This is a genomic window from Loigolactobacillus bifermentans DSM 20003, assembly GCF_001434575.1.
Taxonomy (GTDB): Bacteria; Bacillota; Bacilli; order Lactobacillales; family Lactobacillaceae; genus Loigolactobacillus; species Loigolactobacillus bifermentans.
This window is the reverse complement of the sequence record NZ_AZDA01000033.1, coordinates 23,522-44,371: the sequence shown is the minus strand read 5'-3', so window position 1 is coordinate 44,371 and position 20,850 is coordinate 23,522. Positions and strand designations below refer to the sequence as shown.

20 protein-coding genes are annotated in these 20,850 nt (G+C 46.5%); 1 reads left to right on the top strand and 19 read right to left on the bottom strand.

The genetic code is table 11. The annotated features are described in order from the left end of the window. Nucleotides 1-600 precede the first annotated feature (600 nt). Nucleotides 601-2,169 (bottom strand): hydroxylamine reductase, encoded by a 1,569-nt coding sequence (gene hcp / locus FC07_RS05350; protein ID WP_235807462.1) that lies wholly within the window; start codon nt 2,167-2,169, stop codon nt 601-603. A 107-nt stretch (nt 2,170-2,276) separates the two neighbouring features. On the opposite strand from hcp, the gene FC07_RS05345 reads away from it, so the two are divergent. Then, entirely contained in the window at nt 2,277-2,939 is a 663-nt protein-coding gene (locus FC07_RS05345; protein ID WP_057904095.1) for a Crp/Fnr family transcriptional regulator, read from the top strand. A gap of 65 nt (nt 2,940-3,004) precedes the next feature. Here the strand turns inward: FC07_RS05345 and FC07_RS05340 are convergent, their stop codons facing one another. The 18 genes from FC07_RS05340 to FC07_RS05255 form a co-directional block, all read right to left on the bottom strand. Further along, the gene (locus FC07_RS05340; protein WP_057904094.1) at nt 3,005-4,618 is read right to left on the bottom strand and encodes a peptide ABC transporter substrate-binding protein; all 1,614 of its coding nucleotides are present in this window, start codon (nt 4,616-4,618) and stop codon (nt 3,005-3,007) included. A gap of 11 nt (nt 4,619-4,629) precedes the next feature. Continuing rightward, the gene (locus tag FC07_RS05335; RefSeq protein WP_057904093.1) at nt 4,630-6,429 is read right to left on the bottom strand and encodes a sensor domain-containing diguanylate cyclase; all 1,800 of its coding nucleotides are present in this window, start codon (nt 6,427-6,429) and stop codon (nt 4,630-4,632) included. Between the two features lie 117 nt (nt 6,430-6,546). Further along, the gene (locus FC07_RS05330; protein WP_162255866.1) at nt 6,547-7,200 is read right to left on the bottom strand and encodes an EAL domain-containing protein; all 654 of its coding nucleotides are present in this window, start codon (nt 7,198-7,200) and stop codon (nt 6,547-6,549) included. A gap of 350 nt (nt 7,201-7,550) precedes the next feature. Next, nucleotides 7,551-8,327, bottom strand: a complete 777-nt coding sequence (gene accA / locus FC07_RS05325) for an acetyl-CoA carboxylase carboxyltransferase subunit alpha (protein ID WP_057904091.1) — start codon at nt 8,325-8,327, stop codon at nt 7,551-7,553. 1 nt (nt 8,328) lies between these two features. Continuing rightward, nucleotides 8,329-9,183 carry an acetyl-CoA carboxylase, carboxyltransferase subunit beta gene (gene accD, locus FC07_RS05320; protein WP_057904090.1) on the bottom strand — a complete coding sequence of 285 codons (855 nt, stop codon included), beginning with the start codon at nt 9,181-9,183 and terminating at the stop codon, nt 8,329-8,331. 1 nt (nt 9,184) lies between these two features. Next, on the bottom strand, nt 9,185-10,558 hold the full coding sequence (locus tag FC07_RS05315) for an acetyl-CoA carboxylase biotin carboxylase subunit (protein ID WP_057904089.1): 1,374 nt from the start codon (nt 10,556-10,558) through the stop codon (nt 9,185-9,187). Between the two features lie 427 nt (nt 10,559-10,985). Next, complete coding sequence (gene fabZ / locus FC07_RS05310) at nt 10,986-11,408, bottom strand: 3-hydroxyacyl-ACP dehydratase FabZ (protein WP_057904088.1); 423 nt, start codon at nt 11,406-11,408, stop codon at nt 10,986-10,988. Between the two features lies 1 nt (nt 11,409). Continuing rightward, entirely contained in the window at nt 11,410-11,880 is a 471-nt protein-coding gene (accB, locus tag FC07_RS05305) for an acetyl-CoA carboxylase biotin carboxyl carrier protein (protein WP_057904087.1), read from the bottom strand. 2 nt (nt 11,881-11,882) lie between these two features. Further along, a complete protein-coding gene (gene fabF / locus FC07_RS05300) occupies nt 11,883-13,121 on the bottom strand; it encodes a beta-ketoacyl-ACP synthase II (RefSeq protein WP_057904086.1) in 1,239 nt (412 codons plus the stop codon). Nucleotides 13,122-13,481: 360 nt separating this feature from the next. After that, a complete protein-coding gene (fabG, locus tag FC07_RS05295) occupies nt 13,482-14,213 on the bottom strand; it encodes a 3-oxoacyl-[acyl-carrier-protein] reductase (RefSeq protein ID WP_057904085.1) in 732 nt (243 codons plus the stop codon). Between the two features lie 15 nt (nt 14,214-14,228). Further along, entirely contained in the window at nt 14,229-15,149 is a 921-nt protein-coding gene (fabD, locus tag FC07_RS05290) for an ACP S-malonyltransferase (RefSeq protein ID WP_057904084.1), read from the bottom strand. A gap of 18 nt (nt 15,150-15,167) precedes the next feature. Further along, entirely contained in the window at nt 15,168-16,106 is a 939-nt protein-coding gene (gene fabK, locus FC07_RS05285) for an enoyl-[acyl-carrier-protein] reductase FabK (protein ID WP_057904097.1), read from the bottom strand. Nucleotides 16,107-16,145: 39 nt separating this feature from the next. After that, the gene (gene acpP / locus FC07_RS05280) at nt 16,146-16,382 is read right to left on the bottom strand and encodes an acyl carrier protein (RefSeq protein WP_057904083.1); all 237 of its coding nucleotides are present in this window, start codon (nt 16,380-16,382) and stop codon (nt 16,146-16,148) included. Between the two features lie 22 nt (nt 16,383-16,404). Beyond that, complete coding sequence (locus tag FC07_RS05275) at nt 16,405-17,373, bottom strand: beta-ketoacyl-ACP synthase III (RefSeq protein WP_057904082.1); 969 nt, start codon at nt 17,371-17,373, stop codon at nt 16,405-16,407. Between the two features lie 35 nt (nt 17,374-17,408). Next, nucleotides 17,409-17,855, bottom strand: coding sequence for a MarR family winged helix-turn-helix transcriptional regulator (locus FC07_RS05270; protein WP_057904081.1), 447 nt, complete (start codon nt 17,853-17,855; stop codon nt 17,409-17,411). A 62-nt stretch (nt 17,856-17,917) separates the two neighbouring features. Continuing rightward, nucleotides 17,918-18,349 carry a 3-hydroxyacyl-ACP dehydratase FabZ gene (gene fabZ, locus FC07_RS05265; protein ID WP_057904080.1) on the bottom strand — a complete coding sequence of 144 codons (432 nt, stop codon included), beginning with the start codon at nt 18,347-18,349 and terminating at the stop codon, nt 17,918-17,920. A 246-nt stretch (nt 18,350-18,595) separates the two neighbouring features. Next, entirely contained in the window at nt 18,596-20,455 is a 1,860-nt protein-coding gene (locus FC07_RS05260) for an acyltransferase family protein (RefSeq protein WP_057904079.1), read from the bottom strand. Next, nucleotides 20,445-20,828, bottom strand: coding sequence for an MORN repeat-containing protein (locus FC07_RS05255; protein WP_057904078.1), 384 nt, complete (start codon nt 20,826-20,828; stop codon nt 20,445-20,447). Before FC07_RS05255 ends, FC07_RS05260 begins: the two co-directional genes overlap by 11 nt. Between the last annotated feature and the right edge of the window lie 22 nt (nt 20,829-20,850).

Below are 20,850 nucleotides of genomic sequence, written 5' to 3'. Positions count from 1 at the left end.
AATTACGTAAAACTGATAATTTGGCCAATCAATTTGATGCATATGCATAATTCAGGGTTAATAATGAAATTTTCTTCATAATGAAGTTCCTCCTTGTCGCCAACACCTTTTTTATTTAAGAATAAAAAAGACCCGTTGCGCAGCGGGTGATGTTCCCCTGCGAACGGGTCGTCCTTCAAAGCGGTTAAGCTTGATCTATCTTGAAGGTGAGCAATTTAAATTTAATTCGTTGATTTGTTTACAAATAGTATCTTACTAAAGCGTATGAAAGAACTCAATAGATTTTCACAAAGTCTCAGTCCAGTTCTCGTAAACTGAATTAACCATATCTGACATTGACCTTTTAAAGCTGAAAAGACCCTAGCCATTCCCTGCGACACTGCGCGGTATGGCAGCAATTGTTGGGCTTAACAAGTTTAGTGTTATGCTGATCATCAGTCACACGATTTGACCTGAGCCTTAGGCTGGCGCTTACGACTCACCGCAAGTCATCAGTGGCAGGATTGTTTGTTATCATTTGTGACACTTTTCAAGGCCAACAGTGGCGCTTAGTACAAAACAAAAAGCGCCGCAAAAAACACGACGCTTTTCAGAACCCAATTACATTTGTGGTGTTAAGATCCGTGCTAAGTCTTCTTTAGCAGTAGTAATTGGTGTTAATTCGAAGTTTTCCTTCAAGAAATCTAAAATGTTAGGTGAAATGAAGGCTGGCAAAGTTGGGCCTAAGTGGATGTTCTTAATGCCTAATGACAATAAGGTCAACAAGACACTAACGGCTTTTTGTTCGTACCAAGAAAGTACTAATGACAATGGTAAATCGTTTACGTCGCAATCAAAGGCATCTGCCAAAGCTAACGCAACTTTGATGGCAGAGTAAGAGTCGTTACATTGCCCCATGTCCATCATCCGTGGTAAGCCATTGATAGAACCTAATTGCAAGTCATTGAAACGGTATTTCCCACAAGCAACCGTTAAGATCAACGTGTTTTCAGGAGATTCCTTTACAAATTGGGTGTAGTAGTTCCGGCCAACCCGTGCACCGTCACAACCCCCAACTAAGATGATTTGTTTCAAATCGCCAGATTTAACGGCTTCAATGACTTTATCAGCGTTCTTCAAAACAAAGTCATGGCCAAAACCAGTTGTTACTGTATGGCCGCCGTTGATCCCAGTCATTTCTTGTGGTTCATCGTAGCCACCCAGTTCAAGGGCTTGTTCAATTAATGGTGAGAAGTCCTTGTCTGCGCCGATATGTTGCATTTCTGGATAACCCACAACTGAAGTTGTATAAACACGATCAGCATAGCTTTTACGAACAGGCATGATACAATTAGTGGTGAACAAAACAGGTGCTGGCATATCTTTGAATTCTTTTTGTTGGTTCTGCCAAGCTGTCCCGAAGTTCCCTTTTAATTGTGGGTAAGCTTTTAATTCTGGATAGCCATGGGCTGGTAACATTTCACCGTGGGTGTAAACGTTGATGCCTTTGCCTTTGGTTTGTTCCAATAAGCACTTCAAGTCATACAGATCATGACCAGAAATCACGATAAATGGACCAGGTTCGATGGTTAATGGGACTTCAACTGGCACTGGGTTGCCATAAACTTCAGTGTTGGCCCGGTCTAATAATTCCATGGCGATGAAGTTAACTTTACCTGTTTCCATGGTTGTGGCTAATAAGTCATCTTGTGACGCGTTGTCGTCACCAATCAAACGTAATGCTTTGAAGAAGAAGTTGTTAACTGTGGTGTCAACATATTTCAAAACGGCAGCCTGATGGGCATAAGCAGCCATCCCTTTTAAGCCTAATAAGATCAAAGCTTTTAATGAACGAATATCTTCGTTTTCATTATGCCAAACTTTGTCCATATCGTAGATCTCAACATTTTGTGCTTGGGCTTTTACTTTGTCTAAAAGAGCTTGAATCGCTGGATCATCAAAGTTAACATTGGTTAAGGTGGTGAATAAGCCGTCTAATACTAAACGGGCTAATTCGCTGTCAGTATCACCTTCAGGAACCACTTTGGATAAGCCGATCAATGCGCCAATTAAGTCGTCTTGTAAATTAGCAGTAGGTGCGGTTTTGCCACAAACCCCTGCTTTTGTACATGCGATGCCTTTCATTGTTTGTTCACATTGGAAACAGAACATTTTTTCTGCGACTGCCATTTTTTATCGATCACCTTTCGAATCAAATCGTTTGATATTTTGATAACAAAATGATAGCGCTTTTAAACAATTTTTGCGGTTGGATTTCCAACGGAAAGGAAAAAAATATGGACAAGTTCTATCCTATCATTTTAAATTCGCGACTTTTTCAGTCGCTTTCAATACAAGAATTACCCGATCTGCTTAAAATTGCTCAGCCTCAGCAACGCACCTACGCCGCAGGTCAGCGGATCTGGCAGGCCGGCGAACAAGTCACTAGCTTGGGACTCGTTTGCGCCGGCCGGGTACAGATCATCAAAGAAAACCCCCAAGGCGATCGGATGATCATTGCCACCATTGATCCTGCCGATTTATTCGGCGAAGCTTACTTATACGCAGGTGCGAAAACATTGCCTGTTTCAGTGGATGCCGTTTCCGAAGCCACAGTGCTCTTTTTTGAGCCAGAGGCCTTACTGGAAGTAGCCTGGATGCCAGAAGGCAAACGGATCATTCGCAATCTATTGCAGATCCTCTCGCAAAAAAGCTTATTGCTTAACAAAAAGGTAGCGATTCTCTCGCAACGTAAAACCGCTGATAAAGTGTTGGTTTATTTAAAAACTGAAGCCAAGCGTCAGCAAACCAACCCGTTAAAGATTCCCTACAATCGCCAAGAAATGGCCGATTACTTAGGGGTTGAGCGCTCCGCCTTATCCGCGGCCTTAAGCGATATGAAGCAAGCCGGCCTACTGGACTATCATAAAAATGAATTTACGTTACATCCATTTCAATAAAATGAACGCCTAACCAAAAAAGCAACCGCCAGATTGAAGTCTGAAGGCTGCTTTTTTCTATCCAATCATGATTGAATGTGTGTAAATTTATAATTAACCATTGAGCCAAGTTTAGAGACTTGCAGGCCTTTCACGCGTTGCGCCTGTAAATAAGTCTGACTGCTTTGGTAAACAGGCGCCACCACGGTTGCTTTAGAAACGGCCTGCTGCTCTAAACTTTTGATTTTGTGCATCCGTGGGGATGGCTGGGTGGCCAAACGGCCGGACAGCTCAGCCAAGCCACGGTCATACGCGGCATTTTGATAGTGCGAAACATTCATTAAACTCGTTGACTTAAAGAAGCCAACATAATTGGCCGGGTCCGTATCCGTTGGGGTCCACATGCCTAATACAATCTGAAAATGGCCTTTGCCTTCTAATTGGATTCGTTTTTCCAGGGATACCGTTTTCAGCTTAACGGTTAAGCCGGGTAACGTATGCTGCATTTGGGCTTGTAAAAATCGGCCAATTTGCAAGTTTTGCGGGGTGTTCGACAGTAATAAAGTCACCGTTAACCTGCGACGGCCTAACTGGGCTTGGGCCTTGTGCCACGCCTTAGTTGCCCGGCGAACATTATAGCTGGTATTGGTCAATTTGCCGACAGCGGTGCGATAATCGCGTTGATGGGTCGGTGTTTTGATCAGTTGTTCCGGAATCAGCCCGTTTAAAGGTTCTGAGCCATTCCGTAAAACACCATCCACCAATAAGCGTTTATCAAAAGATTGGGCCAACGCCTGCCGTAACGCTAAATTCTTCAAATCGACTGCTTGCGTATTAAAGAATAAATAGGCCGCTGTAATGGTTTGCCGCTGATGTAACACTTTATAACCAGTATAGCGTTGCACGGTTTGATCTGTTAACTGCGCATAATCAAGCTGTCCGCGATCAAATAACCGCGCTGCTTGCTTTGAAGTGCGCACCACCCGTAATTTAACCCGCTGTAAGGTCACTTGTGCAGCATCCCAATAGTCAGGATTTTTCACATAACGCCACTGCTTATCCTGTGTGCCGTTCCAATTTTGAATTTGAAACGGACCATTGGCCAGCACGTAACGGGCAGCGGTACCGTATTTAGCCCCCATTTGATGAGCAAAGTGACGGTTAATCGGTACCAGCGCCGCCCCAACTAAGGTGCGGGACAAATAAGGGGTGGGTTGGGCCAATGTGATCTGTAAGCGATACTTGCCTAAAGCCTTAACGCCAAGCGCCGTGTAAGGCCGCTTGCCGCTGACCACTGCGGCACCATTTTGCAAAAAGGCCACTTTACTGGCATTTCGGGACTTGCGTTTCGGATTCGCTAAACGTTGCCAGGCATAGACAAAATCATCGGCGGTCACCGGCTGACCATTCGACCAACGGGTGTGTTTCAACGTAAACGTGTACTGGGTTTTCGCACGGTTGACTGTCGGAGCCTTAGCAGCGACGCCTAGCACAATATGTTGTTGCGCATCATACGTGTAAAGTCCTTCTGCATAGGCGGTAATGGCCTCTGAATCAGAAGCCACCGCGTATTTCGTACTATCTAGCGTAGTTAACGGCGTGTTGACCATGCTGGTTAACGTTTGTTTTGCTGCATGAACACTGGTACTGACACAAAACCAACACAGGCCTAAAACTAACCAAACATAACGTTTTTTCATGACAGCCCCCACTAATCCAACGCCGGCAAAATCGGCCGACCATAATAGTAGCCTTGCGCTTGTGTAATGCCTAATTGTTTGGCCAGCGCTAAATCAGCGCCATTTTCCACGCCTTCCAAGACAAAAGCCAATTGATGTTGTTGGGCCAAGTCATACCAAAACGCCGCTTGCTCCCAAACTTGCGCCTGTTCTTTTTCAAAGGCTAAATTTTGAAGCGCAAATTTTAGCATATCAACATCCGCCAGTAACGGCACCACCACTTCAAAGCCATTATCGGACTCCACATCATCAATGGCGATCTTCACCCCACCTGCATGGTAGATTGGGCTGATCTGGTGCATCACATCTGGCGTCGGCACTTCCGTCACCTCAACAACCATTTCCTGTAAACTGGTTTCATGTTGGAAATAGGCTGTTAACCGTCGCGCCGTCACCTTGTTGGCAAATTGTCGCGCAGTGAGATTAATGCTCACGCGCTTGACTTCCAATTGTGGCAAGACTGTTTTGAGCAGTTCAATTTGTGTATCCGCAGAGATCTCAAAAATTCGTGGCAATTGCCACTGTTTAAACCGGGGATGGTACATGCGCAACAATAATTCATTACGAATCGGCTTTTGTGTCGCCACATCGACGATGGGTTGGTTAAAGAAACGGTAGGTCAGCGCCACATCATGGCGATGATTAGACCGGTAGATCTCGCCTTCTACCGTAATCGTGTTCCGCCCATTTTGCTTCGAATGGTACAGGTTATCATCCGCCCGTTTGTACAGCATGGCAAAGGTGGTATCACTGGCTTGGCGCTGCGTGACGCCTACCGATAAGGTAATACTAATATCAAATTCTTCAAATTTAAAATTGTGTTCCCGAATCTGGCGCCAAAAGTCCACCACTAAATCCAACACATCTGCGGTTTGGCGTTGGGCAAAAATAATATTGAATTCTTCACCACCTGTGCGATAAAACTCATAGTTGGTTAACGGACTATCTGCTAAGATTTGTTGAATACTACGTGCCACTTCTGACAGGATAAAGTTACCTGCTGTATGGCCATAACGATCATTGACTTGTTTAAAATGATCAATGTCAAACATCACCAAGGTCACCGGTTCGATCGATTGTAGCATCAGTTGCCGGCCGTCACGCTGAAAAGCCGAGAAGTTTTTCACCCGCGTTAAGGCGTCCACATTCACCTGTTTCACCAGTTCCGTATGCTCAGCCTCACTACGCCGTGCAGCGGTCCAATAAAAGAAGTTAAACACGTTCATCAAGAAGAACATGGCGATGCCCATAACCAGATACGAATGTACCAGTTGCGTTTGCGTCATCCAAAAAGTGATCCCGATCCAAAACGACATCCCTAGATCAGCGAAAGCCCGATCACGAATCTGATCACCCCAGCGATTGATCACAATTAAGATCAGCAATAAGCTCACTAGGGAGAGGGCAAACCACCAGCCTAAGACCAAATCGTTGTAAACCCAAAACAGCACTAAACCTGCGGCCCGTACCCAAAATTCTAATTGAAAAACTTGGTTGTCCATTAATGGAATAATCAGCACGTATAGGCTGAAATTCAAATAGGTCAGACTATTGATCGGGTCCAACCACGCAGCCGCTTGAAAGAAAATCGCCATTAGGAAAATAAAAGCCGTCATGCCCACATGGGTCATGCGTTGTTTCATGCGCGGCGAATAATCTCGCCGTCCCAATAATGGCAACCATTCTTGGTGATAAAAGACCACAAAGCCTGAAATAAAGAAGATGGCGATCACAGACTCGATCAACCAACTGCCCCAATTATAATTCCCCATGCTGTTTCCCTCGTTTTTTCATTTTTAATTGTAAATAGTATAACATTTTCATAAAGGTCCTTATTGAAAATTCCACAAGGATTACATTAAAAAAAACGCCCTTAGGTCAGTAACGACCTAACAGACGTTTGCTCCAGGCTGCTGCGGTTTACCATAATGGTAGCCCTGCCCTAAAATAATACCTAACTTTTTAGCCAACGCAATGTCATGTGCCGTTTCAATACCTTCCAGCGTAAACGTCAGCTGATGTTGGTCTGCCAATTTTTTCCAGTGTTGGATTCGAATTGCCATTGCCTGAACATCACCGGTTGCACGGAGGTTTTGAATGGCAAATTTAATCCCATCCACGTAGGGCAACAGATCAATCACTTCTGACAGGCGATTATCCGACCCGACATCATCGATCACCAAACGAATGCCCACTTTACGATATTGTTGCCCGACTGCTTTCAATGTATCCAGATCAGGCGCAACGGTTAATTCAATGGTCAGTGATTCTAAAATATCATTATTTTGTTTAAACAACGTTAAACCTGCCAGGAAACCTTCATCCGCAAACTGCGGCCCGGTTAAGTTTAAATCAATATTTTTAACGTCTAGCTTCTGCAAAGCCTCATTCATTAATTTCGACTGTAGATCCAACGAAATATTAAAATGATCTGGTAAATGCCAATCATCTTGGTGGCTCACCCGTAATAACAATTCATTTTTCAGTGTTTTTCCAGTATTGATGTCCACAATTGGTTGCGCAAAAAAAATATGCTTCTCCATCATCAACCGTCCTTTCGATTTGGTTCAGTCCGTTATGACCTGAACCAAATCGGGCGGCGTATCGATTGCACGGCGTAGCAAGGACAATGTTTTGTTAGATTGGCGCACATCATTTCTGAAGCGCATGGTCGCTAAAACCATGACGATCATCCCTTCTTTTGCAACATGATAGCAGTCACTTTCGGCTATTCCTGGTTAGTATAATGGAAAGCACTTATCAAAAACAAGCGTTTCAACTAAAAAGTGGCTAAATAGCATGTCAAGACAGGTTATTGGGTTACGAAACCACTTATTTAGGCCTTTAATCACCACAAACAATCCAAAAAAGCCACCTTAAAAGGTGACTTCATTTAAAACTTTCGAAAACGCGCTTGGCGTTGGACCAATAATTCAGTTGGTGTTAATTGCTGTAAGCGCGCAATTTCTGCCAGCAACTGTTCCCGCAACGTCTCGATTAAGGTTGCTGGCTGTTTTTCAGGCACGATTTTTTCAATGATGCCTTGTGCTAATAATTGCTCTGGTAGCAGTTGCATGACTTTAGCCGCCTGCCCAGATTTTTTAGCGTCTTTCCATAAAATACTGGCAAACCCTTCTGGTGACAAAATGGCGTAAAAGCTATTTTGAAGCATCCAAACACGGTCGCCACAAGCCAAGGCCAAGGCGCCTCCACTGCCACCTTCGCCGAAGATCAAACTGATCATCGGCACCGGTAATTGGCTGGCTTTCAATAAGTCGGCCGCAATCGCAGCGCCTTGTCCTTGTTCTTCAGCACTTTGTCCTGGATAAGCACCAGGGGTATTGATCAAACTAATGATCGGCCGGTTAAATTTAGCCGCCTGTTCCATTAAGCGCAAGGCTTTCCGATAACCTGTCGGCGTTGGACTGCCAAAATGAGTCGCAATCTTGCTCTCTAAATCAGAACCTTTATCAGTGCTTAGCACCGTCACTGGTTGGTGTCCAAATGTTGCAATCCCGCCACGCAAGGCTGGATCATCCCCACTTAAACGATCGCCAAATAATTCCATCAGATCTGGGAATAAACCAGCTAGCAGCGCCTGTGTGGTGATTTTTTTATCGGAGCGCGCTGCTTGGACGACTGTTTGTGCAGAGCGTTTTAACGCTGCCATGCTACTCACCTACCTTTGGTTGATGCCAAGCCAACAACTGGCGCAAGGTTTGCGCCAACTGCGGCCGCGGGACAATTCGATCAATAAAGCCTGTTTGTAACACTGTTTCGGCCCGTTGAAAATCTGATGGTAACGGCTGCTGCGTGGTTTGCGCAACAACCCGCTGTCCGGCAAAACCAACCAAGGCATGTGGCTCAGCCAAAATCAGATCACCTTCCATGGCAAAACTCGCCGTCACACCACCAGTGGTTGGATCGGTTAGCACCACAATGTAAAGCAAACCAGCCGCATGATGCGCTGCCACAGCTTGACTGACCTTGGCCATTTGCATCAACGAATGAATGCCCTCTTGCATGCGCGCGCCGCCAGAAGCCGTCAATAAAATCACTGGCAGCCGCTGTGCCGTAGCCTTTTCAAACAAACGCGTGATTTTCTCACCGGTGGCACTGCCTAGACTGCCCATGAAAAAATGCGTGTCCATCACACCTAATGCCACCGGATAATGGCCTAGGCGTGCTTTACCGGTGACAACACTTTCTTGCAAACCAGTTTTGTGTTGGACTTGTGCTAGCTTTGTCTGATAACCAGGAAAGTGGAGCGGATCTTGGGCCGTTAAGCCCGTATCCCAAGGCTGAAATTGATGGGTCAACTGATCAAGTCGTTGTTGTGCGGTTAAACGGAACCCATATTGACAATTAGGACACACTTTAAAAGCGCCTAAGTCGCGATAATACACCGATTCATGACAATAAGGGCACCGTTGCCAAAGGCCATCGGGCACCTGACTTTGCCGCTGTTTCAGTTCCGCCGGAGCCGCTGGTAAATGAATGTAATGCCGCTTATTGAATAAGCGCATGTTAATCCGCCTCCTTTGTAGCTAACCAATCCGGCAAAACCGTTTGATTCACAGACATAGTGGTGAGTTCCCCTTTCAAAAAGGTGGGATCTTCCAGCAAGGCTGCTTCAAATTCGCAGTTAGTCGGTACCCCACGAATAATGGTTTCTTGTAACAACCGCTGCATTTTCGCAATGGTTGCATTCCGATCTGGAGCAAAGGTGATCAACTTGGCTAACATGGCATCATAAAATGGTGGTACCACACTACCGGCATAAATACCGCTGTCGATTCGAACACCAACACCACCTACTGGCCAGTACAAATAGTCAATTTTACCGGCCACTGGCAAAAAGTCCTGCGTTGGGTCTTCTGCGTTAATGCGGCATTCAATGGCATGGCCGTGAATCTGAATCGCAGCCTGTTCCCAAGGCAAAGGCTGCCCCATGGCCACAGTTAATTGCGCCTTGATCAAGTCGACTTGCGCCACCATTTCCGTAATCGGATGTTCCACCTGAATCCGGGTATTCATTTCCATGAAATAAAACTGTTGCTTTTGATCCATCAGAAACTCAATGGTCCCCGTGTTTACATAATGCAACGCCTCTGCAGCTTGTTTGACCAATGCCATTAAATGGGCCCGCTGGTCCGCTGAAATCAGCACACAAGGACTTTCCTCCAGCAACTTTTGATGGTGTCGTTGCGCAGAACAATCCCGCTCAGGAAAGACCACGGTATGACCTTGTTGGTCGCGGATCACCTGTAATTCAATGTGCTTAGCGGGCGCAATAATTTTTTCCAAATACATGCGGCCATCCCCAAACGCGGTTTGCGCTTCTTGTTGGGTCGCTGCAAAATGGGTGCGCAAATCGTCAGCATTTTCTAACCGCCGAATGCCCCGGCCACCGCCGCCAGCAGCGGCCTTTAATAAAATGGGATAGCCAATGGTTGCGGCGACTTTTTCGGCTTGCGCCAAACTTTCTAAAAAGCCATCACTGCCTGGAATCACCGGTACCTTGGCCTGCTGCATAAACTGCCGCGCCCGTGCTTTATCACCCATTAAGGCAATATTTTCGGCGCTTGGACCAATAAAGACGATTTGACACGCAGCACACATTTCGGCAAACTGTGCGTCTTCTGCCAAAAAACCAAACCCTGGGTAAATGGCTTCTGACCCAGTTAAAATGGCTGCACTTAAAATATTTTCGCGATTTAAATAAGAATCTTGCGCCGGCCCACTGCCCACGCAAATCGCCTCATCGGCTAGCTGTACGTGTAAGCTCTCTTGATCCGCTTCTGAATAAATCGCCACACTGGCAATTCCCATTTCTTTTAAGGTTCGTAAAACGCGGACCGCGATTTCACCGCGATTGGCGACTAGTACTTTTTGAAACAAACGGCCACGCCTCCTCAGCTTTAATGTTTATTTTGCTGTCGCAAAATCTAATTTTCGGATGCTGTCCAGTCTTGTGGGGTCAGTTCACCCCGCAGGACGCATGGCGCCTCCTCAGCTTTAATGTCTATTTTGCTGTCGCAAAATCTAATTCTCGGATGCTGTCCAGTCTTGTGGGGTCAGTTCACCCCGCAGGACACATGGCACCAGCTAAATACGCTTGTGTATCTTTGCTATCGCAAAGGTCTTATTTTCGCTGGTTGTCCAGTCTGGCGGACGAAAACCATCACGCCAGAAACATGGCGCCTCCTCAATTCTTTAATGTCTATTTTACTATCGTAAAAATCTGATTCTCGGATGCTGTCCAGTCTTGTGGGGATAGTTCACCCCGCAGGACGCATGGCGCCTCCTCAATATCTTTTTCTACTATTTAATGAATGGCAAACACAAACTCAGCTGAACAAACAACCTTGTCATCCACCTTGATCGTACCTTGACCGCTACCAATTTGATCACGTAGTTTCGTCAATTCAACCTCAATTTTTAACACGTCCCCTGGGCGCACAATTTGCCGGAATTTGGCTTTTTTAATGCCACCAAAATAGGCGACTTTGCCTTTAAATTCTGGCAACGTTAAAATGGCAACGGCGCCGGCTTGGGCCATGGCCTCTAATTGTAAAACCCCTGGCATGACAGGATTACCTGGAAAATGGCCTTGGAAAAAAGGTTCATTGATCGTGACATTTTTTTGAGCCACAACACTTTCACCAGGCGTCACCGTTAGAACCTTATCAATTAATAAAAAGGGATAACGATGGGGTAAAATTTTTTGAATCTCTTGAATATCTAACATGCTAAGCCTCACTTTCAGCAGTGCCAACTTCAAACAACGGTTGATGGAAATCGACTAAGGAGTCATTGTCCACCAGTACCGCTGTGATCACACCACTCACATCACTTTTAATTTCGTTCATCATTTTCATGGCTTCGATCAGGCAAATAACTTCACCGACCTGAACCGTATCACCAACTTGCTTATACACTGGGGCTTCAGGGCGAGATTGTAAATGCACAATTCCCACCAATGGTGCCTTGATCATTTGCCCCGGTTGTGCCGGCTTTTCAGGTGCCGGTGTGGTTTCAGTGGCAGCTGGTGCAGCTGCAGGTGGCGTTGACACAGCGGCAGTGCTGGTTTCGGTTGGCAGTTGCTGTTGCACTTTATTTTTACTAAACTGCAATTCTGTCTCACCGGTCCGTAAATGAAACTCACGCACGGAGCTTTCATCAAATTGCTTTAATAATGCCTGAATTTCTTTTAATTCCATTTTTATGCTTCACCCCATGTTTGTAAGGCTAAAACAGCATTGTGACCACCAAAGCCAAATGAATTGCTAATGGCCTTCGTTGCCGTTGAGGCCGTGTTATCTTGATTCACCAAGTGCACCGGGCAGGCTGGATCTTGCTGTGCCACGCCTACATTGACTGGTAATTGATGATCCGTTAGTGCGGCTAACGTGATCACAGCTTCCAAAGCCCCTGCGGCACCTAATAAATGGCCCGTCATACTTTTGGTACTGCTAACAAGTAGATCGGGACGATTACCAAAAACGGCCACGATTGCTTGCGCTTCAGCACTGTCATTGGCAGCCGTACTGGTACCATGGGCATTAATGTAGTCAACCTCGTCTGGTTGCCAGCCGGCTTCCTCAACGGCTAATGCCATGGCCCGCGCGGCCTGAGTCCCATCTGGATCAGGAGCAGTCATATGGAACGCATCACAAGTACTACCGTACCCAGTAATCTCACCATAAATTTTTGCGCCACGTGCTTGGGCGTGACTGAGACTTTCTAAAATCAACGTTCCGGCGCCTTCTCCCATGACGAAGCCTTGCCGTTTTTCATCAAACGGAATGGATGCCACCGCTGGATCAGTGGCCGCCGACAAGGCGGATAACGCCGCAAAACCGGCAATCCCGATTTGGTTCACAGATGCTTCACAGCCCCCTGTGATCATCATGTCAGCCCGACCAGCACGAATTTCACGAAAGGCATTGCCAATGGCGTTGGTTCCGGAGGCGCAGGCTGTTACCACCGCCTGACACGTATTTTTGGCTTTAAAGTATAAGGCCACATTACCGGCCGCCATATTCACAATGGATTGTGGTACAAACAATGGCGACACCCGCTGTGGCCCTTTGGCATTCATTTTTGTAACTTGCGCCTCAATGGTCGTTAACCCACCGATCCCAGAGCCTAAAATCACGCCTAAGCGCTCAGGAGCAACTGTTTTAGCGGTTAAACCGGCTTGTTCAGCTGCTTCAATGGCACTATACAATGCGTATTGTGAAAAAAGATCCATTCGCTTGCTAGTGCGTTTTTCGAGCCGTTTAGTTGCATCAAAATCCTTCACTTCGCCAGCTAAGGTAATGCCTGTTTCAGTTGCATCGAATTTTGTGATCGGTGCAAAGCCGACTTCACCTGCTTGAATTTGAGTCATGGTACTGGCAACATCATTGCCTAATGGAGAAACTGTCCCCATCCCCGTGACAACAACACGTTCTGTCATTTGAAAAAACCTCCTAAATGCTCTAGTGTATCTTTGCTATCGCAAAGGTCTTATTTCCGGAGGATGTCCAGTCCCTCGGGCGAAACCCGCCACGATGGAAACATGGCACCTCCTAAATGCTCTAATGTCTATTTTGCTAACGCAAAAATCTTACTTCGGAGGATGTCCAGTCTTGTGGCGTCAACCCACGCCGCAGGACACATGGCTCCTCCTAAATGCGCTAATGTCTATTTTGCTAACGCAAAATCTTATTTCGGAGGATGACTATTCCTACGGGCGCAATCACCCTCGTAGGAAACATAGCCCTCCTAAATGCGCTAATGTCTATTTTGCTCATATTAGTCCGCTTTAAACTTCCTATTAATACATGGTCAAGCCGCCGTCAATGGCAATTGTTTGGCCAGTGAGGTAGTCATTTTGGGCTAAGAAAAGGGCTGTTTGGGCGACTTCTGTTGGTTGGCCAAAGCGCTTTAACGGAATTCGTTCTAAAATATCGGCTTGACGTTTTTCGTCTAACACAGCGGTCATATCAGTGTCGATCATCCCTGGTGCAATGGCGTTACACCGCACTTGGCGTAAGGCTGCCTCTTGAGCCACAGATTTGGTAAAACCAATAATCCCTGCTTTACTAGCAGCATAATTCGCCTGACCAATATTACCGGTTAAGCCGATTACACTGGCAATATTAATAATGCAGCCAGACCGTTGCTTCAGTAATAGCGGTAACGCTTTTGACGTCACGTTAAAGGTACCTACTAAATTGGTTTGCAGGACTTTTTCAAAGTCAGCTGGTTGCATCCGAATCAATAGTTTATCCTCGGTAACCCCTGCATTATTGATCACCACATCTAGCTGGCCAAATTCAGATTTAATGGTTTTGATCATCTGCTTCACCTGATCAGGATCTGCTACATCAGCTTGAATTGCCGTACAAGTCACACCTTGTGCCGTAAAAGTCGTCACTTGTTCAGTGGCCGCATGACGACTGTTCAAAACCAGTTTGGCCCCGGCCTGGGCAAAAGCTTGCGCCATTGCCGCGCCGATTCCCCGGGAACTCCCAGTAATTAAAACAACTTTATCTTTTAAATCCATTAAGGCTATCCTTTCTCAGGCGCTAACGTGCAATATTTCCGGTAACGTCACCAAATCGGTCGGTTGCTGAATGGCAATGGCTTGCGCTTCAGGAATCGTTTTCCGCACAAATTGGGTCAACGTTTTCCCAGGGCCCATTTCAATAAAGTGCGTGACCCCTTGTGCTGCCAACGCTTGTAAACAAGTAGCAAAATAAGTTGGGCTCACCAACTGTTGCGTCAATGTATCCCGTAACGTGGCAACTGTAAACGGCTGTTGCGTGGTATTGCTCCACACCGGCACTTGGCCAGCCTGCACCGTGGTTTGCGCCAAGGCAGCTGCTAACGGTGCTTGCGCCGGTTGCATTAAGGCACTATGAAACGCACCGCTAACCGGTAAGGGCAATACCCGCCGAACCCCTAGCTGTTTCAAAATAGCGCTGGCCTGGGCCACCCCTGCCGTAGTGCCAGAGAGCACCACTTGTTTTGGCGTATTGTAATTCGCGACTGTCACATCGTCCGCTTGACAGGCTTGGGCCAATTGTTCAGGCGTGGCGTTCATCACTGCCGCCATAGCGCCTGGCTGATCGGCCGCGGCTTGCGCCATCAAGCGGCCGCGCTGTTGAACTAATTGCAACGTGGCTGTCGCGGTCATAAAACCGCTGGCAGCTAGCGCCGAATATTCCCCTAAACTCAGGCCTAACATGGCAGTCGGCGCAGGTAATAATGACTTGACGCTTTCATAAACCGCTAAACTATAGGCAACGATAGCCGCTTGCGCATAAGCCGTTTCCTGCAACCGTTCATTTTCAGTAAAGCACAATGCAGGTAAGTCCCAGCCTAATGCTTTGCCATAAGCCATAAAGTGCTGATGGAAAAGTGGCGCTTCAGCATCAAACGTCTGACCCATCCCAGCAAACTGGGCGCCTTGACCACTAAATAAAATGGCATATTTCATGATTTAACCACTCTTTCATTAAAGCAAGGCCGGTCCTTGTTGTAAGCACGCTTTGGCTTGCGCCACAGTACTGGTTAAAATGTCGGCACAACTCATTTCTTGCTTCACCATGCCGGCAATTTCACCGGCCATAAAGGACCCTGTTTCACTATCCCCTGTTTGAACAGCCCGGCGTAAACTGCCGTTACCAAGTTCTTCCAGTTCCGCAAAATCATCTTGACCTGCTTGGGCAGCGGCTTTTTCGGCCACTAAGTAAGCCCGGCTCATTTTATTTTTCAAAACGCGCGCAGGATGGCCTAAATAATCCCCTGTGACCAACGTATCAATATCTTTTGCCTTTAAAACAGCTTTTTTATAGTTCGGGTGAATATCACATTCAGTTGCACTGAGGAACCGCGTGCCCATTTGGACCCCGGCTGCGCCAAGCATTAAAGCGGCGGCCACACCACGACCATCACCGATGCCACCAGCTGCAATCACGGGAATCGATACCGCGTCGATCACTTGGGGGACTAACGCCATGGTAGTCATTTTGCCAATGTGCCCACCGGATTCCATTCCTTCGGCGATGACGGCATCCACACCGACCCGTTCCATGATCCGCGCTAAGCCCACTGATGGTACCACGGGGATCACTTTACTGCCTGCCCCTTTTAAGCGTTCAATGTATTCACTGGGATTCCCAGCACCTGTGGTGACCACAGCTACTTTTTCCCGCACGATCACATCGATCACTTCTTGGACATGAGGAGACAGGAGCATGACATTGACCCCAAACGGCTTGTCCGTTAACGACTTTGCCGTATGGATCTCATGTTCGACCACGTCAGCTGGTGCATGACCACTCCCAATGATACCGAGTCCGCCGGCTTCAGAGACAGCCGCAGCAAGATGACCATTGGCAACCCAAGCCATGCCGCCTTGAAAAATTGGGTATTTCAAACCTAATGATTGCATAAAAGAATTCACGTCTTAGCCTTCTTTCTTCGATTCAGGTTAGGCGATTTGAGCTGCAACGTAATCGATCAACTCTGAAACAGTTGCTAACCCTTCATCTGTTTCGATTTTAACGTCGAATTCATCTTCGATTTCATTGATGATCTCAAAAACGTCTAAACTATCAGCATTTAAATCATCTTTAAAATTGGTGGTTAATTGGACGTCTGCTGCACTTTTATCTAATTGTTCCATAATGATGTTTTGTACTTTTTCAAAAATTTCAGTTTTTTCCATGTTGATCACACGCTTTCTTTTTCTAATAAATTAAAATTTGACTACCGACGGTTAAGCCACCGCCAAAGCCGCTTAGGGCAAGCACGTCGCCGCGCTGTACTTGTTGCGATTGAACACATTCATCTAATAAGATTGGTAAGCTAGCCGCAGATGTATTGCCATAAGCGGCCATATTTTGGGGAAACTTCGTTAATGGCTGCCCCAAGCGTTTGGCCACTTGGGCAATAATGCGGGTATTGGCCTGATGTAACAGAAAATGGTCAATATCGGCCAGTGCGTAAGGACTACTAGCCACTGCTTGTTGCAATGAATCTGGGACGGCATGGGTGGCAAAGCGGTAAACAGCGCGACCATCCATTTTAAAAGGGTCTAATTTATAGTTAACCCAATTAACTATTTCGGTTGACGCCACCACTTCGCCGGCCTTTAAGGCAGCTGCTTGACTCCCATCGGCAGCCAAGTGTTGTCCCAGTAACCCTTGGGACTGATGTTCTAATAAGACACCACCGGCACCATCACCGAACAAAACAGCGGTGGTGCGATCTTGCCAATCCAATAAGCGGGATAAGCATTCACTGCCAATCACCAAACCATAGCGGTAAGGCGTGCCCTCTGTGAAAAATTGTGCTGCGACACTTAGACTGTAAATGAAGCCTGAACAGGCAGCGTTTAAATCAAAGGCAAAGGCCTTATTCGCTCCAATTGCCCCTTGTACCAAAGCCGCCGTACTGGGTGTTAGCTGATCAGGCGACATGGTACAAACGATAATAAAATCGAGTTCAGTGGCCGCAATGCCACTACGCTGTAGCAGCTGCTGAGCTGTTGCGACTGCCAAACTGGTTGTGGTTTCCGTCGTGGCAATGTGTCGTTGGCGAATACCAGTCCGTGTTCGAATCCATTCGTCCGACGTCTCCATGCGCTGCGCCAAGTCATCGTTGGTCAGTACCTGTTGCGGCACGGCATGAGCCGTGCTTTTGATTCGAAAGCCCATTATTCTGGCCTCCTCAATACGCTAATTAGGCAACGTTAGTCACCTTGATGTTGGTCTAAGAAATACTGCAAGTTATCCAAGGCACGCTCCACCATTTGGACTTCTGGTTCATTTAAGCCACGTAAGAAACTTTGCACCATTTTGCGATGAAACGCTTGGTGGACCCGGTACATTAACCGGCCTTTACGCGTCAATCCCAGGTGAATGATACGGCGATCATCTTCACTGCGTAAGCGTTCGGCGTAGCCTTTACGGACTAAATTATTGATCGAAACACTTAATGTGCCCGGTGTCACATTTAACGCTTGGGCCACTTGCGACGATGTTTTGCGATGGTACATGCCGATTGCATTGATCGTATGAATTTCCTTGATCGATAAATCTTTAAACTGACTCTTTTTTAATTCAATTTCTTCAATTTGCACGATATTGTTGTAAACCCCAACCAACTTATCGTTAATGCGCTGTTCTTCTGGTGTCATATTTTCATTCCCCAACTACTTTGAATATCAAAATAATAATGAAAAATGAACCATTTGTCAATTTAGTCAGTCGCTCCTACGACGAAATGGAGCTCAGCCTGACAGATCATTTCCCCGTCAACTAAGGCTTGCGTATGGACAACACCCATATTTTGACGCACCTTGGTTAAGGTGATCTCAAGCACCAGCACATCTCCTGGCACCACTGGCTTCAAAAATTCAGCCTTGGTGACACTGCCTAAATAAGCCGTTTTATGGGCAAACTGCGGTGATTTCAAAATCAAGATCGAGGCCGCTTGTGCTAATGTTTCGATCAACAGCGTATTCGGCATCATCTGTGGCACATAACCTTGGAAAAAGTCCTCGTTGATGGTAACATTTTTAACCGCACGGATAAACTGATCAGGTTCTAACGCCGTTACGCTATCAATATAACAAATGGGATAACGATTTGGAATCATCGCCTGAATCTCGGCAGCTTGTAAAATTGGCATTGGTTTCACCTCTTCTCACTCACTTTGAGTATCCTTTGTGTATCAAACAAAATTCAATTAGTTTGATGTTCAAAGTTTATGGCAGGTCTTTTTATTAGTCAACCCTTTTTTTGCAGTTTGTGATGCCAGACACTTTCAAAAGTACGTCAGCACAACGTCTGTTCAATTTCAAAAAATTTGTTTTCATTGCATTAAATCGCAAAAAAAAGACCGGCAATCTCACTGTCGGTCTTTCAGCTTACTGAATTAACTTTTTGCTGGACGGGTTTGTGCAACCTTCAACGCGTCGTTGATAACTTGTGCGTAGGCCACATCCCCTGCGTGAATCCCACCGAAATGGACACCATCCGTGCCTTTAAAGGCATCAGGATGCTTTGGTGCCGCTTTGCCCCAGTCAGCAATCGTGATGAAATTATACTTTTTCGGCAAGCTCCGTTCCAGCTCGCCAAGTTTAGACGAATTCCAACTGGCGGTGGCCTGCGCATTATACGGTGTCATCAAGACTAATTTATGCCCTGGCGCTAAATCATTGACCACTTTCATCAGCTGTTCTTGGTAATCATTTAACGCGTTGGTCCCAATACAGATCACCACGTACTCCCGCAACAAATGATTTTTTTGCTGCTCCATCATGACTTTGTAGGCCAGATCCATGGTCCGGTCGCCTTCTGCGTCAATGCTGCTATCCGCCACGTGGGCGCCAAGATAGTCCCGGGTCCCTAACGTCACACTGTCACCGATAATCGAAACACCTTTTGCAGGCTTGGTACCAGTCGCTGTCGCAGCCTTAACAGCTGGCGCTGGTTTAGCCGTGGCAATTGCCTGAGTGGCATTTAGTTTATCCACATCTTGGGTGATCCCGCTTAACCACAAGTTCGTTTCTAAGCGCGATAATTGTGGCGCAGTCCGGGTCACTTGAATCGTTAACAAGGCCAGCCCCGCCGTTAAAATAAGAAACGGCCATTTCACCAAGCGCCACTGTAATGGCCACTTGAAAAAGTGCGCCGGTTTACCGGCAATCAGCGGCTCTAAGCTGTAATAAGAAAGCGCAGACAACACGATTGATAAGCTGGTGGTCACCAGCGCCGCTAACCAATTGGTCATTAAATGTGAGAAAATCACATACAGTGGCCAATGGAACAGGTAAACACTATAACTCACATCCGCCAAAAAGGTAATGGGCTTTGGCTCAGGGACGTTAGGTGTTTTTTCATGTAATACCCGGGCGCTGAAAATCATAACACAAGCTAACAGCGTCGCTAACAGCAGCCCACCACGGTAAGTGATCAATTGGTCAAACTGCAATAAGTCGCCTAATACGATCAATGTTAGCGCGCTTAATGCCATCACACCAGCCGCTGATTGCCAAGTCCAAGCCCGCCAGCTGCGCTGAAAACTAGGCGCCACATAGCGAATACCAGTCACCGTTCCCAGCGCGCTTCCGACGAAAAACGGAAAACCGTGGGTCACGCTTGAAAAGTAAACCGGTGAAAAATCACTTAACCCTGCAGCGCGTAAAAACATACTCATCAAACTATAAACCGCTAAGCCAATCGCCAAAATAAACAGCGCTAACCGAAACATCGGCAAAGAAGCGGTACTGGTTTGGTGGCGGGTTGGTGGCGCCCAATGTTGCACGGCCTTAGCAATCACAAATGCCAGTATGCCCCAAATAATGTAAAAGTGCATTTCAACCGCTAACGACCAGGTATGCACAAACAAATGGGGAATGAATTTATTTTCATAACTGCCACCTGTGGCAATTTCAAAATAGTTCGTGACAAATCCTAATGCCGCAGCAATTTGCCGACCTAAACCGGTCACAAAATCCCGGCCGACTAAAAAGGTCAATGGCACCACCAACAGTACCGATAGCACTAATGGCGGTACGATTCGATAAAATCGCCGGCGGTAAAAGGCCAGTAACTTAAAATCACGTGAACGGCCAAACTCATCGACCATTAACGCCGTGATCAAAAATCCAGAAAACGTAAAGAAAATATCCACCCCAATGAAACCACCAGGAAACTGATTTTGAAAGAAATGATAGGTCAACACCAGCACCAAGCCGGTAATCCGAACTAAACTAAACCACTTAATGCGCATTGATCAATTTACCATCCTTTACTTGGCCTTCAGCAACCACTTTGTGATTCACGGTCAATTGACCGTGACCAGTTGGGGCACCCTTGGCAAAGTGACCTTGATACCGCCACCCTTTATGGGACACAAACGTGCCCGTCCCGTTAAAACGACCGGCTTTAAAATCGCCCACATAATAATCATGGTTTTTGAATTTTAAAGTGCCTTTGCCCGTAAACTTATGCTTGGCCAATTCGCCAGTATAAGTCATGGCCTTTTGATCCAGTGAATACGCGGTAACATGTTGTCGCTGCGGTCGCAAACTAAGCACTGCAAACACAACGATCACAATGACCGCCAACAACTCCCCAAGTTGTCGTCGTGTTATTTTTTTCATCTTATTGCCCCAGTTACCTGCC